The organism is Actinosynnema sp. NPDC037264 (assembly GCF_055603705.1).
The window spans coordinates 18,233-33,817 of record NZ_JBVJVK010000013.1; the positions used below are offsets into that span (position 1 = coordinate 18,233).

16 protein-coding genes are annotated in these 15,585 nt (G+C 72.0%); 8 read left to right on the forward strand and 8 right to left on the reverse strand.

The window, feature by feature from the left end; translation table 11 throughout:
• Positions 1-2: 2 nt before the first annotated feature.
• The 4 genes from sepH (at position 3) to ACZ7GX_RS16925 (ending at position 2,478) form a co-directional block, all read left to right on the forward strand.
• Entirely contained in the window at positions 3-911 is a 909-nt protein-coding gene (sepH, locus tag ACZ7GX_RS16910; RefSeq protein WP_498777558.1) for a septation protein SepH, read from the forward strand.
• Positions 912-1,107: 196 nt separating this feature from the next.
• Entirely contained in the window at positions 1,108-1,620 is a 513-nt protein-coding gene (locus tag ACZ7GX_RS16915; RefSeq protein WP_498777561.1) for an SRPBCC family protein, read from the forward strand.
• Between the two features lie 47 nt (positions 1,621-1,667).
• Complete coding sequence (locus ACZ7GX_RS16920) at positions 1,668-2,042, forward strand: hypothetical protein (RefSeq protein WP_498777563.1); 375 nt, start codon at positions 1,668-1,670, stop codon at positions 2,040-2,042.
• Positions 2,035-2,478: a hypothetical protein gene (locus tag ACZ7GX_RS16925; RefSeq protein WP_498777565.1), complete on the forward strand. Its 444-nt coding sequence runs from the start codon at positions 2,035-2,037 to the stop codon at positions 2,476-2,478. The genes ACZ7GX_RS16920 and ACZ7GX_RS16925 overlap by 8 nt, the downstream gene beginning before the upstream one ends.
• A 57-nt stretch (positions 2,479-2,535) precedes the next feature.
• Here the strand turns inward: ACZ7GX_RS16925 and ACZ7GX_RS16930 are convergent, their stop codons facing one another.
• A complete protein-coding gene (locus ACZ7GX_RS16930; RefSeq protein WP_498777567.1) occupies positions 2,536-2,757 on the reverse strand; it encodes a hypothetical protein in 222 nt (73 codons plus the stop codon).
• A 221-nt stretch (positions 2,758-2,978) separates the two neighbouring features.
• On the opposite strand from ACZ7GX_RS16930, the gene ACZ7GX_RS16935 reads away from it, so the two are divergent.
• Positions 2,979-4,655 (forward strand): ABC transporter ATP-binding protein, encoded by a 1,677-nt coding sequence (locus ACZ7GX_RS16935; RefSeq protein WP_498777569.1) that lies wholly within the window; start codon positions 2,979-2,981, stop codon positions 4,653-4,655.
• On the forward strand, positions 4,652-6,493 hold the full coding sequence (locus ACZ7GX_RS16940) for an ABC transporter ATP-binding protein (RefSeq protein WP_498777571.1): 1,842 nt from the start codon (positions 4,652-4,654) through the stop codon (positions 6,491-6,493). The genes ACZ7GX_RS16935 and ACZ7GX_RS16940 overlap by 4 nt, the downstream gene beginning before the upstream one ends.
• 4 nt (positions 6,494-6,497) lie before the next feature.
• Here the strand turns inward: ACZ7GX_RS16940 and ACZ7GX_RS16945 are convergent, their stop codons facing one another.
• Positions 6,498-7,118, reverse strand: a complete 621-nt coding sequence (locus ACZ7GX_RS16945) for a DUF2537 domain-containing protein (protein ID WP_498777573.1) — start codon at positions 7,116-7,118, stop codon at positions 6,498-6,500.
• A 38-nt stretch (positions 7,119-7,156) separates the two neighbouring features.
• Positions 7,157-7,933, reverse strand: coding sequence for a TrmH family RNA methyltransferase (locus ACZ7GX_RS16950; protein WP_498777575.1), 777 nt, complete (start codon positions 7,931-7,933; stop codon positions 7,157-7,159).
• A 206-nt stretch (positions 7,934-8,139) separates the two neighbouring features.
• On the opposite strand from ACZ7GX_RS16950, the gene ACZ7GX_RS16955 reads away from it, so the two are divergent.
• Entirely contained in the window at positions 8,140-9,639 is a 1,500-nt protein-coding gene (locus ACZ7GX_RS16955) for a glutamate-cysteine ligase family protein (RefSeq protein ID WP_498777577.1), read from the forward strand.
• Positions 9,640-10,281: 642 nt separating this feature from the next.
• Here ACZ7GX_RS16955 and ACZ7GX_RS16960 read toward each other — a convergent pair.
• From ACZ7GX_RS16960 to ACZ7GX_RS16980, 5 genes are all read right to left on the reverse strand, one after another.
• Positions 10,282-10,692 carry a hypothetical protein gene (locus ACZ7GX_RS16960; protein WP_230569812.1) on the reverse strand — a complete coding sequence of 137 codons (411 nt, stop codon included), beginning with the start codon at positions 10,690-10,692 and terminating at the stop codon, positions 10,282-10,284.
• Between the two features lie 251 nt (positions 10,693-10,943).
• Positions 10,944-11,708 carry an ABC transporter permease gene (locus ACZ7GX_RS16965; protein ID WP_498777579.1) on the reverse strand — a complete coding sequence of 255 codons (765 nt, stop codon included), beginning with the start codon at positions 11,706-11,708 and terminating at the stop codon, positions 10,944-10,946.
• A gap of 10 nt (positions 11,709-11,718) precedes the next feature.
• Entirely contained in the window at positions 11,719-12,966 is a 1,248-nt protein-coding gene (locus ACZ7GX_RS16970) for an MFS transporter (RefSeq protein ID WP_498777581.1), read from the reverse strand.
• A 79-nt stretch (positions 12,967-13,045) separates the two neighbouring features.
• Positions 13,046-13,474: a MarR family winged helix-turn-helix transcriptional regulator gene (locus tag ACZ7GX_RS16975; RefSeq protein ID WP_230569809.1), complete on the reverse strand. Its 429-nt coding sequence runs from the start codon at positions 13,472-13,474 to the stop codon at positions 13,046-13,048.
• A 52-nt stretch (positions 13,475-13,526) separates the two neighbouring features.
• Entirely contained in the window at positions 13,527-15,014 is a 1,488-nt protein-coding gene (locus ACZ7GX_RS16980; RefSeq protein ID WP_498777585.1) for an NCS2 family permease, read from the reverse strand.
• A gap of 146 nt (positions 15,015-15,160) precedes the next feature.
• Between ACZ7GX_RS16980 and ACZ7GX_RS16985 the strand changes: the two genes are divergently transcribed.
• Positions 15,161-15,430 carry a DUF2530 domain-containing protein gene (locus ACZ7GX_RS16985; protein WP_498777587.1) on the forward strand — a complete coding sequence of 90 codons (270 nt, stop codon included), beginning with the start codon at positions 15,161-15,163 and terminating at the stop codon, positions 15,428-15,430.
• The last annotated feature ends 155 nt before the right edge of the window (positions 15,431-15,585 follow it).

Consider the following 15,585-nt stretch of genomic DNA (forward strand, 5'->3'; position numbering starts at 1 on the left):
TGATGCGAGCGTTGCGAGTCATCGGGCTCGAAGACGACGGCAAGTCCGTCATCCTCGAGGACCCGGATCGCGGCGAGCGCTTCGTGCTCCCCGCCGACGAACGGCTGCGCGCGGCGGCACGCGGCGACCTCACCCGGCTCGGCCAGATCGAGATCGAGGTCGAGAGCCAGATGCGCCCGCGCGAGATCCAGGCGCGCATCCGCGCCGGTGAGTCCGTCGCCCAGGTGGCGGCGGCGGCCGGCCTGCCCGCGCACCGGGTCGAGCGCTACGCCTACCCCGTCCTCCTCGAGCGCTCCCGCACCGCCGACCTGGCCCAGCGCGCCCACCCCGTCCGCGAGGACGGCCCGGACGTGCAGACCCTCGGCGAGGTCGTCGCGCACTCCTTCGGCCTGCGCGGCCAGGAGTACGCCGACGTCAGCTGGGACTCGTGGCGTGGCGAGGACGGCCGCTGGGTCGTGCAGCTGCACTGGACCGCCGGCAGGTCCGACAACCTGGCGCACTGGGCCTTCCACCCGGGCGCCCAGGGCGGCACGGTGACCGCGCTGGACGACGGGGCCATGGAGCTCATGGACCCGAACCCCAACCGCACGCTGCGCACGGTCCGGCCGGTGACCCAGCTGGCCCGCCAGGCCCTGGAGCTGGAGAAGCAGCAGGAGCCGGAGATCCTCGTCCGCGAGGAACCGGCGCCGGCGCCCCCTCCGCCCCCGGTCCAGGAGCCCCAGCCGACGCCGGAGCCCGCACCGGTGGCCGAGGAGCCCGCGCCGGCGGCCCCCGCGCCGCAACAGCCGGCGGCAGGCGCCAAGCAGCAACCGCCCCGCAAGGACCCACCGCCCAAGCGAGGCAAGAAGAACCACCCGATCGTGCCGTCCTGGGAGGACGTCCTCCTGGGCGTCCGCTCCACCCGGGGCTGACCCCGACCGGATCCGGAGAAGGCCCCCGCGCAGCACCGCTGCCGGGGGCCTTCCCGCGTCCGGTCCCGTCTCGGCGCGACGCGCGTGATCCGGGTCGGCCCCCGTCACCCGCCCTGAGGTGTGGCAGCAAGCTCGCTCACCGTGTCCACCCGATCGCGGCTCGTAATCGGCGGCGATTCCTCCTACCTTGGATCTGGTGGAACCGACGATTTCGCACAGCATCGACGTGGCCGCGGCCCCCGGCGTGGTGTGGGCGCTGGTGAGCGATCTGCCCCGGATGGGGCGGTTCAGCCCGGAGAACCTCGGCGGCCGGTGGCTGCGCGGGGCCACCGGACCCGCGGTCGGCGTCGAGTTCCGCGGCTTCAACCGCAACGGCGCCAAGCTGTGGTGGACCACCGCCCGGATCGTGGCCTGCGAGCCCGAACGGCTGCTGACCTTCGACGTGCGGTCGCCGTTGACGGTCCGGGTGGCGCGGTGGTCGTACGTGATCACGCCGACCCGCGACGGGTGCGTGGTGACGGAGAACTGGTACCGGGTGGGCAACTGGTTCGTCCGCCGGTTCCTGGGCCCCCGCGTCACCGGGCGCGAGGACCGGCCCGGCTACAACGTCGACTCGATCAAGCACACCCTGGCGGCGGTCAAGGCGCACGCCGAGTCGCTCGGGGACATGCGCCGGGCGCGGCGGACCTCCACGTCGAACGCGCCGTGATCGCACGGGCCTGCTTGACCACCGCCTCATCCGGGTAACCACCCGCCATGCTGGGACGACTGGTCGTCGGCGCCGCGCTGGGCGCCGGTCTGGGCGCGGCCTGGTGGGGCCTGCGCGAACTCATCGCCTCCGGGGCCGTCTGCTCGACCGAGGACTGGGACTGCCTGGCCATGGGCCTGTTCGCCATGCCGGTCAGCCTGGTCGTCGGCGTGCTCGTGGCCTGGGCCGTCCTCAAGGCCGCCCACCAGGACCGCCCGCTCGGCTACGCCGCCGTCGGGGTGACGTTCACCGCCGTCCTCACCCTGCTCACCGTCTGGGTCTCGATCCCCGCCGGGTCCGTCGCCGCCGGCGTGATCGGCTTCGTCCTGGCCGCCCCGGTGACAGCGCGGCACCCGGTCGGCCACACTGCTGCCCGTGACTGACACGCCGCACCCCTCGCGCCCGACCGCGGGCGGCTTCGCGTTCAAGGTGCTCCTGCGCGTCGTGGTGTCGGCCGTCACCGGTTCCGCGCTGCTCGTCGCGTGGATCTGGGCCTACCGCAGCGGCGTCCTCGACCGGGTGGTGAACGAGACGACCCTGGGCGAGTTCATCCTGCTGGTCGTGATCGGCCTGCCGATCGCGCTGGTGTTCAGCGCGCTGCTCGCCGGACCGGTCCTGTGGCTGCTGAAGATCCGCCCGGTGTGGCCGATCATCCTGATCGGCCCGGTCATCCTGGGCCTCGCGCACTACTTCGGCGCGCCGGACCGGCTCTCGTCCGTGGGCGACCGGTGGACGGTCCTCGTCCTGCTCGCCGGGGCCAGCTACGGCCTCGCGGGCCTGCTCACCGCCCCCGCGATCCTGCGCCGCCGCAAGAAGTAGCCACCCCGCCGAACCGGGTCACCCCCTGGTGGACCGAGTCGCTCCTGGTGGACCGGGTCACTCCGGCAGCGGCACCGCGTCGAGCACCTCGACCCCGACCGCCTCGAACCGGCACCAGTCCTCCGCCTCCTCCCGGCTGATCGGCCGCGCGCCCTCCGGCCGCCGCCCGCCGGCCACGTCCCACCCGTCCGGCGCGAGCACGTAGAGCCTGCCCCCGCTCACCGCCAACAACCGACCGCGGGGGAACGCCATCGTCGGCTCCGCCCGGAGATACCTCACACCCACCTTGACCTCCCTGGACTGCCCGGCCCTTGACCTCCACCTAACTCCAGCCTGCAGGGTCGGTGGCACGAAAACCGGATGCCGATGGTCGGTCCACCTTCGTACCGTCATGGTGGACCGGAGGGGGACTCGTGTCGGAAGACCGTACTTCCACAGCCGCGACTCTGCGCAGGCTGTGGCCGTACCTCAGGCCCGTTCGCACACCCGTCGTGCTGGCGATGGCCGCCACGCTGCTCGCGATGACGTGCGGACTGGGCATCCCGCTGATCACCCAACAAATCGTGGACGGCCCGATCGCCGACCGCGACCTGGGCGCGTTGCCGCTGCTCGTCGGCGTCATCGTGCTGCTCGGCTGCGCCGAGGCCGCGCTGTTCTACGCCCGCCGCAAGCTGATCGCCGGACCGGCGTCGGACGTCGAGGCGCGGATGCGGGCCGAGCTGTACCACCACCTGCAAGACCTGCAGGTGGCCTTCCACGACCGCTACCAGTCGGGGCAGCTGCTGTCCCGCGCCACCACCGACCTGACCCAGGTCCGGCGCTTCGTCGGCTTCGCCGTGATCTTCCTGGTCGTCAACACCCTGATCGTGGCCGCGGGCCTGGGCGTGCTGTTCTGGCTGTCGCCCGTCCTCGGCCTGATCGTGCTGGCCAGCACGTTGCCGCTGGTCGCGCTGTCCTACCTGTTCGAGACGAAGTTCAAGGTCGTCGCCCGCCGCGCGCAGGACCAGGCGGGCGACCTGACGACCGTGGTCGAGGAGTCGGTCCTGGGCATCCGCGTGCTCAAGGCCTTCGGCCGCGGCCCGCACCTGACCAAGCGGTTCATCCGCCAGGCGCGCGAGCTCCGCGACACCGAGGTCTCGAAGGTGCGGATCTTCGCCGCGCTGTGGGCCGTGCTGATCGTGCTGCCCGAGCTGGGCATCGCCGGTCAGCTGGCGTTCGGCTCGATCGGCATCGCCAACGGCACCGTCACGGTCGGCACGCTCGTCGCCGCCGTCACGGTGAGCGCCTACCTGCGCTGGCCGATCGACTCGATCGGGTGGCTGCTGGCGGAGACGAACTCGACCGCCTCCGCCCTGGAGCGGTACTTCGAGGTGACCGACACCGCGGTCACCGTGACCACGCCCGCCGACCCGAAGCCGCTGGCCGCGCCCGTCCGCGGGCACGTCCGCTTCGAGGGCGTCCGCTACCACCACCCCGGTTCCGACAACGAGGTGCTGCGCGGCGTCGACCTGGACATCCGGCCGGGTGAGACCGTGGCCCTGGTCGGCGCGACCGGGTCCGGCAAGACCACCGTCACCGCGCTCGTGCCCCGGCTGGCCGACGTCACGGAAGGCCGGGTCACGCTCGACGGCGTCGACGTGCGCGACCTCGACCTCGCCGACCTCCGGCGGGTCGTGGGCACGGCGTTCGAGGAGCCGATCCTGTTCTCCGCGAGCGTCACCGAGAACGTGGCCCTCGGCGCGAAGGACGTGAGCGAGGAACGGGTCCGCGAAGCCCTGAAGGTCGCGCGGGCCGAGGAGTTCGTCGACGCCCTCCCGTGGGGGCTCGACACCCGGATCGGCGAGCAGGGCCTGTCCCTGTCCGGCGGTCAGCGCCAGCGCCTCGCCCTCGCGCGCGCCGTCGCCGGCCACCCGGCCGTCCTGGTCCTCGACGACCCGCTCTCCGCGCTGGACGTGCACACCGAGGCCGAGGTCGAGGCCGCGCTGCGCCGCGTGCTCAAGGGCGTCACGGCGCTCGTCGTCGCCCACCGGCCGAGCACCGTGCAGCTGGCGGACCGGGTGGCGATGCTGGTGGACGGCCGGATCGCGGCCACCGGGACGCACACGCAACTGTTGGCGGACAACGAGGACTACCGCAACCTGTTGTCCACTATGGAGGATGAGGAGGTGGCGGCGTGACGAGCGTGACCGAACCCCGGCAGGACGACGAAGCCTGGCGCGGTGTGGGCGCCGAGGACGTCGAAGACGTCGACTACGCCACCGGCGTCAAGCTCCAGGCCCGCTCCCGCCGGCTGCTCGGCGAGCTGATCCGCCCGCACACCAGGGCCGCGATCCTGGCCCTGGTGATCGTGATCGCGGAGAACGTGGTCAACCTGGCCGGCCCGCTGCTCATCGCGGCGGCCATCGACACCGGCATCCCGGCGGCGCTCGACGGCCGCCCCGACGCCCTGGCCTGGTGCGTCGGCGGCTACGTCGCCGCCGCGATCTCCGCCACGCTGCTGCGCTGGTCGTTCGTCCGCCTGACCGGCCGGATCGGCCAGGACGTGCTGCTCGTCCTGCGCGAACGCGTCTTCCGGCACGCGCAGCGGCTGTCGGTCTCGTTCCACGAGAAGTACACGTCCGGCAAGGTCATCTCACGCCTGACCAGCGACGTCGACTCCCTCCAGGACCTGGTCGAGGAGGGCTTGGACGGCTTCTTCACCTCGATGCTGTCCCTGCTGGGCATCTCGGTCGTCCTGCTCTACCTGGACGTCCCGCTCGCGCTCGTCGTGCTGTCCGGCTTCCTGCCGCTGATCATGCTCACCCAGTGGTTCCGCCGCCGTTCCGGCCGGGCCTACCGCGACACGCGCGGCGCGATCGCGAAGATCATCGTGCAGTTCGTGGAGACCATGAACGGCATCCGCGCGGTGCAGGCGTTCCGGCGCGAGCGGCGCAACGAGAAGATCATGGGCGAGCTCAACGCCCGGTTCCGCGACGCCAACACCGACGCGATGGGCGTGATGGCAGCGTTCACCTCACTCGTTCGAGTGATCGGCAACCTCTCCCTGGCGGTGATCCTCGCCTGGGGCGCGTTCCGGGTGGCGAACGGGCAGCTCGAACTGGGCGTGCTGGCCGCGTTCACGCTGTACGTGCGGCGGTTCTACGACCCGTTCGACCAGCTCGCGATGTTCGCCAACGCCTACGCCTCGGCGACCGCCGCGTTGGAGAAGATCTCCGGCCTGCTCGAGGAGGAGCCGCAGGTCCGCGAGCCCGAGGAGCCGACGCCCCTGGGCGACGTCCGGGGCTCGGTCCGTTTCGACGGTGTCGAGTTCCGCTACTCGGACTCCGGCCCCGTCGTGCTGCCGCCGTTCGACCTGACCGTGCCCGCCGGGCAGACCGTGGCGCTGGTCGGCGCGACCGGCGCGGGCAAGTCGACGTTGGCCAAGCTCGTGGCCCGGTTCTACGACCCGGCCGAGGGCTCGGTGCGGCTCGACGGGGTCGACCTCCGGTCCGTGGCGGACGCCGAGCTGCGCCGCGCGGTGGTCATGGTGACGCAGGAGAACTTCCTGTTCGACGGGTCCGTGCTGGACAACATCGCGCTGGGCCGCCCGTCCGCGACCCGCGAGGAGGTCGAGGCGGCGGCCCGGGCGGTCGGCGCGGAGGAGTTCATCCGGGCGCTGCCCGAGGGCTACGACACCGACGTGCGCAAGCGCGGCGGGCGGCTCTCGGCCGGGCAGCGGCAGATGGTGGCGTTCGCGCGGGCGTTCCTGGCCGATCCGGCGGTGCTGGTGCTGGACGAGGCGACGTCCAGCCTGGACGTGCCCACCGAGCGCGCGGTGCAGGGCGCGCTGGAGACCGTCCTGGCCGAGCGGACGGCGTTCATCATCGCCCACCGGCTGTCCACCGTGCTGATCGCCGACCGGGTCCTGGTGCTCGACGGCGGCCGGGTGGTGGAGGACGGCACGCCGGAGGAGCTGATCGGCGGGCGCGGCCGGTTCGCCGCGCTGCACACCGCGTGGCGGGACTCCTTGGCCTAGCCCGTCACAGGAGGGTCGTCAGCAGCAAGGACAACCACGCCGCCAGCACACCCGCCACCACGCCGTACGCGACCCACCGCCACACCGGCACCTTCCGCGCCAGCCACACCGACGGGGTGATGCCGCCGACCACCAGGACGTTCGCCAGCACCGCGAGCCACTGGCTGGTCTCGCCCAGCCCGACCGACAGCGTGTAGACGGTGAACGTCACCACGGCGGCGACGATGAAGCTGACCGTGAGCCCGGTGCCCCAGGGGGTTTCCTCCTGGGGTTCCGGCTCGTCGGCCTCGACCCCGTCGTCGCCCTCGGCCTCGTCGGCGGTCTCGACCGGCGGCACGTCCACGACCACCAGCTCACCCGTCACGGGATCGGTGTACTCCACCGGTGTGCCCATCTCGGCCGCCAACCTCCCCGCCAGCTGTCGTCCCCGCCTGGTCACGAGGGCGTTCGCGGCGCCGTCGGAGGGCGGGTCGGCCCGCGTCACCGCGTCGGCCACCTTCGCCCACTCGTGCAACGCGTCGGCGAGCCCGGCGCCGAGCGGGAGGGTGTGCGGGTCGACTTCCCGCTCACCCGCGTCGTCGCGGCCCGCGAGCACGGCCCGGCCGTCCTGCACCCGCAGTTCCACCTACGTCCTCCTCTGCTCGGGAGGAGAACGTAGCGCGTTCAGGCGATCGCGTAGAAGGCGATCGCGCCCGCGGTTGCCACGTTCAGGGAGTCGACGCCCTCCGCCATGGGGATCCGGACCGCGACGTCGGCCGCCGCGATGGCCTCGTCGGTCAGGCCCGGACCCTCCGATCCGAGCAGGACAGCGACCTTGCGGCCGCGCAGCCCGGCGTCGGCGAGGTTCGCCGAGCCGGCCCTCGGCGTGAGCGCGGCGACCGTGAAACCGTTGTGGCGCAGCAGCTCGAAGCCTTCGGTCAGGTTCGGCATCGACGCGAACGGCACGCGCAGCACGTGACCCATCGAGACGCGGACGCTGCGCCGGTACAGCGGGTCGCTGCACCCCGGGCCGAGCAGCACGCCGTCGATGCCGAGCGCGGCGGCGTTGCGGAACAGCGAGCCCAGGTTCTCGTGGTCGCCGACGCCTTCGAGCACCGCGAGCCGCCGTGCGGACGCGACGAGTTCGGCCACGTCCGGCTGGGGCGCCCGGTCGGCGGCGGCCAGCACGCCCCGGTTGAGGTGGAACCCGACCACCTCGGCCATCACGTCGGCGGAGGTGACGTACGCGGGCGCGGGCAGGTCGCCGAGCGCTTCCACCCTCCGCCGCACGCCGAGCAGCGCGCGCACCGGGTAGCGCGAGTCCAGGAGCCGTTCGACGACCACGACGCCCTCGGCGATGACCAGTCCCCGCCCGCCGGGTCGGTCGGGCCTCCGGTCGGCCGTCGACAGGTCCCGGAAGTCGTCCAGCCGCGGGTCCGCCGGGTCGTCGATCTCGATCACACCGAGGAGTGTGCCACTTATCAACAGGTGAACACCCCTCGTAGATCGGATGTCGCAGCCGCAAGCCGCCAACCAGCACATTCTCGCTGATTGTTACTGCTATGTGACAGAGAGCACCGATTTGGGCGCTGGCGGGCAGATGGTTGCTGTGTCACGGTTGGCCTCCGCTAAGCCCGCCGGAGCAGCCCTACCGATTGGGAGGCGGCATGGGTACGGATGTGTCCAGTCGGACGTTCACCAGAGAGGACCGCCAGCGCTACCGCGAGCGCATGCAGCGGTGCATGGACGCGCTGGGAACCATGCTGGTGGAGGAGAGCTTCTCCTTCCCGAGACAGCAGATGGGGCTGGAGATCGAGCTGAACCTGGTCGACGGCGCCGGTCGGCCCGCGATGGCCAACTCCGAGGTGCTGGAGAAGATCGACGACCCGTCGTTCACGCTGGAGCTGGGCCAGCACAACCTGGAGGTCAACGTCCCGCCGCGCGAGCTGGCCGGTGACGAGACGCTGGACCTGGAGCGGGAGCTGGTCTCCACGCTCGCGGCGGCGGACGTGAAGGCGCACGACGCCGGCACGTCGATCGTGATGATCGGGGTGCTGCCGACGTTGCGGCACGAGCACTTCGACCGGCGGTGGCTCTCGCAGCAGGCCCGGTACACGACGTTGAACGACCAGATCCTCGCCGCGCGCGGTGAGGAGGTCGTGCTGTCGATGGAGGGCGCGCCCCTGCCGGGGCGGGCGGGCGAGCGGTTGTCCAGCTACGCCGAGTCGATCATGCCGGAGGCGGCTTGCACGTCCGTGCAGCTGCACCTGCAGGTGGCGCCGGACGACTTCGCGGCGCACTGGAACGCGGCGCAGGCGTTGGCCGGGGTGCAGGTGGCGATCGCGGCGAACTCGCCGTTCCTGCTCGGGCGGGCGTTGTGGCACGAGACCCGGATACCGCTGTTCCTGCAGGCCACGGACACGCGTTCGCAGGAGCTGAAGAACCAGGGCGTCCGGCCGCGGGTGTGGTTCGGCGAGCGGTGGATCACGTCGATCTTCGACTTGTTCGAGGAGAACGTGCGGTACTTCCCGGCGTTGCTGCCGGAGACCGGCGACGAGGACCCGTTGGACGTGCTCGGGGCGGGCGGGACGCCGTCGTTGACGGAGCTGCGGCTGCACAACGGGACCGTGTGGCGCTGGAACCGGCCGGTGTACGACGTGGTGGACGGCGTGCCGCACCTGCGCGTGGAGAACCGCGTCCTGCCGGCCGGGCCGACGGTGCTCGACACGATGGCGAACGCGGCGTTCTTCTACGGCGCGCAACGGGCACTGACCACTTTGGAGCGTCCTTTGTGGAGCCAGATGTCGTTCCACGCGGCGGAGGAGAACCTGTACGCCGGGTCGCGGCACGGGATGGGCTCGCAGCTGTACTGGCCGGGGATCGGCTGGGTGCCGCCGGACGAGCTCGTCCTGCGGCGGCTGTTGCCACTGGCCCACGAGGGGCTGCGGGCGTGCGGCGTGTCCGACGAGGCGTGCGAGCGCTACCTGGGCGTGATCGAGGCGCGGTGCCTGGCGCGGCGCACGGGCTCCCAGTGGCAACGCGAGACGGTCGCCCTGCTGGAGGAACGGGGAGCCGACCGCGACACCGCCCTCACCGCCATGCTGGGCCGGTACGTCGAACTGTCCCACGCCGGCGAACCGGTCCACACCTGGCCCGTGGGCCTCTGACCCGTGCCGTGCGGGTGCGGTGCGTGCCTGCCGTACCGCTGCCCGCCGTCCGGGTGCCGCTGCCCGCCGTGCGGGTGCCTGCTGTGCGGGTGCCGCTGCCCGCCGTGCGGGTGCCTGCTGTGCGGGTGCGGGCGCCTGCCGTGCCGCTGCCTGCCGTGCGGGCGCGGGTGTCTGCCGTGCGGGCGCGCGTGCCGTGCCGCTGCCTGCCGCGTCCTAGGGCGCGGCGGGCGCGGACCGGCTCCGCGGAGCAGCCCGGCGGTCCGAACCCGGCGGTGCGACTCCCCGCGCGGACCGGCGCCGGCGGTCCGTCCGGCTCCAGCGGCCGAGGGGCGGTCCTAGCCCCTCCCCCGCGGGCGGCAGTCCTAGCCCCTCCCCGCGGGCGGCAGTCCTAGCCCCTCCCCCGCGGGCGGGTGTTCCCATCCACGGGCAGCCCAGGAGCGGGCAGTCCGGTGGCCCTGGCCGTTCCTGTCCGAGCGCGATGCCTGGTCCGGGCCGTGCGCCACACCTTCATTCTTCCGGCAACGCTTTCGGCGTTTCCATTGATCCCCGAGCCGGCTCGATTCGCGCGTTCGGGTGATCTTCACGCCCCGACCACCAAGGCCGCACCACCCCATAACCGCAGCTCAGGGCCCAATCCCCGACTCAGCGCCGACGGCCGGCCTTCAGCGGAGCGACGTCGGCGCCGTCGTGGGAGCTGCGGCACTCGTCGGGGGTCACCGCCTCGACCGCCAGGGTCAGCATGCCCTTCACCCCCGTGTAGATGCTCTCGCCCGCCGACGCCAGCGACGTGTGCACCCGGTTCGAGTCGGAGAAGTCCCGCTCGTCCTTCGTGCGCTTCTTCCCGGCCTCCTCGGGCTTGGTCGCGCTGCGCAGGTTGACCTCCAACCACGCGGCGACCTCGGCCGGCGTGGTCAGGACCTCCTCCGGCGTGCGCTCCAGCCGCTCAGCGCGCGGAGAGGCGTGGTCGAGGGAGGTGTGCTCCACGTAGGCGTGCCAATGCGTGTTGCGCAGCGACCACGTCTGCTCGACCGGCCAGTCCTCCTCGGTGCCCATGCGCCTATCTTGCCAGGGTCCGCACGTCCAAGGTGTGGTCAACCCCCACAGCCGACGCCGTCCTCCGGTCGTGGATGACGAGCAGCCCGAACGCCCGCCGATCAGCCGTGGGCGCCCGACTTTCCACCACGACAGCGAACGATCAGGCCCACGCCGACACGACGAGGCCCCGCCACCCGGTGGTACGACCGGGAGGCGGGGCCTCGTCTGTTCCCGAACTGACTGCCGCTCCCACCACGAAGCGACGACGCTTAGGTTAGCCTAACTTCACCGACCGCACCAGTCCTGCGCACCAGCCCGCGCGCGACGAGTTCCACGACCACCGCGATCGCCACCGCCTCGACCGCCAGCAGCGCCAGCAGCACGACGAGCTGCAACGCCCCCGCCTGCCACACCGGCGCGCCGCCGAGCAGCATCCCGACGAACGCACCGGGCAACGTCACCAGGCCGACCGTCCGGGTCTGGTCCAAGGCCGGGATCAACGCCTCGGCGGCCGGCCCCCGCACCAGCTCCCGCACCGCCACCGGCTCGGTGAACCCCAGCGCCAACGCCGCCTCGAACTCGCCGTGCCGGTCCCGCAACGTGTCCAACGTCCGCCGCACGGACAACGTGGTCGCGGTCATCGCCCCACCGATCAGGATCCCCCCGACCGGCACCAGCGCGATCCCCCGCAACGGCACCAGACCGCTCGCCACCAGCGCCACCAGCGCGGGCACCGTCCCGCCGAGGATCGCCGCGCCCACCCACACGCCGCGCCGCCCGGTCTTCGTGCGGGCCGCCGACGTCCCCGTCGCCACGCCCGCCATCACCACCAGGAACGCCGCCGTCAGCGGCAACGACGCCAGCACCACCGTGATCACCGCCGACACGGCGGCCAACTGCGCCGTCGCCCGCACGGCCGCCCGGACCACGGGCCGGGGCGACGCCAACCTCGCCCACCACAGCACCGCGCCCGCGACGGCGGTGAAGATCAGGCAGACGACGAGCAGCCGGACCCAGTCCGTTGCGATGACCACCGGACCATTGTCAGACGCGCGCGCGGCGGCGCAGGCCCAGGCGGTGCACCGGCAGCCTCACGCCACCCCGTCGGGCCAGCACGACGCCGCCGACCACGGCCGCCAGGATCGACACCACGCCGCCGACGACCAGCGGCGCCCGCGCGGTGAAGTGCTCGGCCAGCCAGCCCATCACCGGGCCGCCCACCGGGTTGCCGCCCAGGAACACCAGCATGTACAGGCCCATGACCCGGCCGCGCATCGCCGGGGACACGGCCAGCTGCACGGTTGCGTTGGCGGTCGTCGTGAACGTCATCATGGCGATGCCGACTCCGATCAGCGCGAGCCCGGCCAGCCACATCGTGGGCATCAACCCGACCACGACCTCCAGCACGCCGAACGCCAGCGCGCCCAGGATCAGCAGCCTCAACCGCGGCTTGCCGCGCGCGCTGCGCTTGGCCGCCAGCGTCGCGCCGGCCAGCGTGCCGACCGCGAGCAGCGTCGAGAGCAGGCCGTAGGCGGACGCGTCGCCGCCGAACGTGTTGCGCGCCAGCACGGCCAGCGTGACGTAGAAGTTCAGCCCGAACGTGCTGATGAAGAACACCAGGCACAGCAGGATCACCAGGTCGGCGCGCTTGCGCACGTACCGCAGCCCTTCCCGCAGCTGGCCCTTCTCGCGCGGCACGGGGTCGCCGCGGTGCAGTTCGGCGGCACGCATCAGCAGCAGCCCGGCCAGCACGCCGAGGAAGCTGATCGCGTTGATCAGGAACACCCAGCCGGTGCCCACGAAGATGATCATCACGCCGGCCACGGCCGGTCCGACCATCCGGGCCAGGTTGAACGTCATCGCGTTCAACGCCACCGCGTTGGTGAGCTGGTCGCGGCCGACCATCTCGACCACGAAGCTCTGCCGCACGGGCGTCTCCACCGCGGAGACCGCGCCGAGCAGCAGGCACAGCAGGTAGACGTGCCACAGCTCGACCAGCCCGGTGACGTCCAGCAGGCCGAGCGTCAGCGCGCAGAGCCCGAGACCGGTCTCCAGCACGAGCAGCAGCTTGCGCTTGTCCATCCGGTCGGCGAGCACGCCCGCCCACAGCGACAGGAACAACGTGGGCGCGAACTGGAGCGCCGCCGCGATGCCGAGGGCGACCGGCGAGCCGTCGGACAGCTCCAGCACCAGCCAGTCCTGCGCGACGCGCTGCATCCACAGCCCGACGAGCGAGACGACCTGACCGGAGGCGTAGAGGCGGTAGTTGCGCACGCGGAGCGAGCCGAACATGCGCTTGCGCGGCGGGGGTGCGGCTGGGTTGCGTTCGACCTGGTCCGTCTCTGCACCACCCGCGTACGCCGGCACTTCGTTACTGCCCCGCCATCCTGTCGATGATCTCGGCGGCACGCGACAACGTGCCCCGGTCCTCCGGTGTCAGCTCGGCCAACCGCTTGTCCAGCCAGGCTTCCCGCGCGGACACCTCTTCGTTGATGTAGCTCAGCCCCGCCTCGCTCAGCTCCACGATGGCCTGCCGGCCGTCGGTGGGGTGGGGGCGGCGCGTGGCGAACCCGTACTCCTCCAGGGCGGCTATCACCCTGGTCATGGACGGTGGCTGGACGCCTTCCTTGGCGGCCAGCTCGCCCGGCGTCAGGGGTCCGCACTTGTGCAGCGTCGACAGCGCGGACACCTGGGTGAGCGAGATCGCGGAGTTCACCCGCTGCGCGCGGAGCCTCCGGTTGAGCCGGACGACGGCCAGTCTCAGCCGGCTCGCCAGTCCCGCTTCAGCCTCGGTCTCCACGTAGTTAGCATACCTCACGATCTCGGCACCCGTCGAAGAGGAGTTGCCCGTCTCAGCCCGCGAGAGCGGCCTGGATCGGTCCGATGGCGAAGTAGACGACGAACGCGGCCGCCACGACCCACATCAGCGGGTGCACGCTGCGCGCACGCCCGGTGAGCGCCCGCAACGCCACGTAGCTGACGAAGCCCGCGCCGATGCCGTTCGCGATCGAGTACGTGAACGGCATGATCACGATGGTGAGGAACGCGGGCAGGCCGACGGAGAAGTCGGCGAAGTCGATCTCCTTCACCTGCATGATCATCAGCGCGCCGACGACGACCAGCGCGGGCGCCGCCGCCTCGATCGGCACCACCGCGTACAGCGGGGTGAGGAACATGGCACCGAGGAACAGCAGCCCGGTGACGACGTTCGCCAGGCCGGTCCGCGCGCCCTCCGCGATGCCGGACGCCGATTCGATGAAGACCGTGTTGGACGACGAGGACGCCGCACCGCCGGCGACCGCGCCCAGGCCGTCCACGAACAACGCCTTCGACACGCCCGGCAGCTGGCCGTCCTTGCCGATGACGCCGGCTTCCTTGCCGAGGCCGGTCATCGTGCCGACGGTGTCGAAGAAGTCCGTGAGCACCAGCGTGAACACCAGCAGCGCGGCGGTCAGCGCGGGCACCCGCGTCCACGCGCCGAACGACACGTCGCCCAGCAGCGAGAGGTCGGGCAGCCCGAACACCTGCTCCGGCAGGCCTGGGTAGCCGAGGTTCCAGCCGGTCGGGTTGGTGCCCTGCGAGGGGCCCGCCTTGACGATCGCCTCCAGCACGATGGACAGCACGGTCGCCGCCAGCACGCCGATCAGGATCGCGCCCTTGACCTTGCGCGCGACCAGGATGCCGGTGACCACCAGGCCGACCACGAAGACGAACGTCGGCCACGACGCGATGGACCCGTTGATGCCGAGCCCGACCGGCACGGTGGTGCCCGCCGCGTCCGGCAGCCGGCGCACGAAGCCCGCGTCGACCAGGCCGATGAAGCAGATGAACAACCCGATGCCGACCGCGATGGCCGCCTTGAGCTCCGCCGGCACCGCGTTGAACACGGCCGTGCGGACGCCCGTGACGACCAGGAGCAGCACCACCAGGCCGTTGACCACGACCAGGCCCATCGCCTCGGGCCACGACATCTGCGGCACGATCGTGACGGCCACGAAGGAGTTGATGCCCAGGCCCGTGGCCAGCGCGAACGGGTAGTTCGCGACGAGTCCGAAGAGGATCGTCATCACACCCGCGACCAGCGCCGTCACCGCCGCGACCTGCGGGATGGTGAGGATGTTGCCGAGGACGTCGACCTTGGCGGAGGGGTCGTCGGCGGCGAAGCTGCCCAGGATCAGCGGGTTCAGCACGACGATGTAGGCCATGGTCACGAACGTGACGAGCCCACCGCGCACCTCCCGCCCGACCGAGGAGCCGCGTTCGGAGATCTTGAAGAACCCGTCCAGCTTGGACCGGGCCGGCGGCTTCTGAGCGGCGGGTGGTGTCTCGGCGGTGGCCATCTCATCTCCTCGATCGGTGGTGCGGGGCACGTGCCTGGTTCGTGCGTGTTCACGTGCCTGTTCGTGCCGGTTCGCGTGCCTGGTTCGTGCGTGCGGAGCAGGCAGAGCGTGCCCTACTCGTGTTTCGGGCGAGTAGCCTGCCCGACGTGGCCGAACAGGAAGCAACTCCCCTCCCACCCCCACCGCCGCTCCCACCGAAGCTGGCCGACCCCGTGCCCGCGATCGTGGTCGGGACGGCCCTGTGGCTGCTGGCGCTGGTCGGGGTGCTGCTGTTCGCGCGCGACGACACCGTCCTGGTCTGGACGTGCCTGTCCGGCGGCCTGCTGGGGATCATCGGCTACGGCATCTTCACCTGGCAACGCTCCGCCGCCCGCCGCGGCAGCCGCACCGCCCAGCAAGGCCAAGGCCTGGAGTGATCGGCACCCGGGCCACTTCCGGCTGAGCACGAGCGACACCACCCAGGCCGCCCCGGCTGACACCACGCTCAGCTGACGCCGGCCGCGCTCAGCTCACACCCGTCATACCCGGCCTCGGTCCGCATCCAGCCGCTCGGCCCACCCCCGGCCGCACG

What these genes read in the sequence shown, in the direction of transcription:
- sepH (WP_498777558.1), top strand. Translation starts at nt 3, where the DNA reads ATGCGAGCGTTGCGAGTCATCGGGCTCGAAGACGACGGCAAGTCCGTC.
- ACZ7GX_RS16920 (WP_498777563.1), top strand. Translation starts at nt 1,668, where the DNA reads ATGCTGGGACGACTGGTCGTCGGCGCCGCGCTGGGCGCCGGTCTGGGC.
- ACZ7GX_RS16935 (WP_498777569.1), top strand. Translation starts at nt 2,979, where the DNA reads ATGGCCGCCACGCTGCTCGCGATGACGTGCGGACTGGGCATCCCGCTG.
- ACZ7GX_RS16955 (WP_498777577.1), top strand. Translation starts at nt 8,140, where the DNA reads ATGGGTACGGATGTGTCCAGTCGGACGTTCACCAGAGAGGACCGCCAG.
- ACZ7GX_RS16960 (WP_230569812.1), bottom strand. Translation starts at nt 10,692, where the DNA reads ATGGGCACCGAGGAGGACTGGCCGGTCGAGCAGACGTGGTCGCTGCGC.
- ACZ7GX_RS16970 (WP_498777581.1), bottom strand. Translation starts at nt 12,966, where the DNA reads ATGTTCGGCTCGCTCCGCGTGCGCAACTACCGCCTCTACGCCTCCGGT.
- ACZ7GX_RS16980 (WP_498777585.1), bottom strand. Translation starts at nt 15,014, where the DNA reads ATGGCCACCGCCGAGACACCACCCGCCGCTCAGAAGCCGCCGGCCCGG.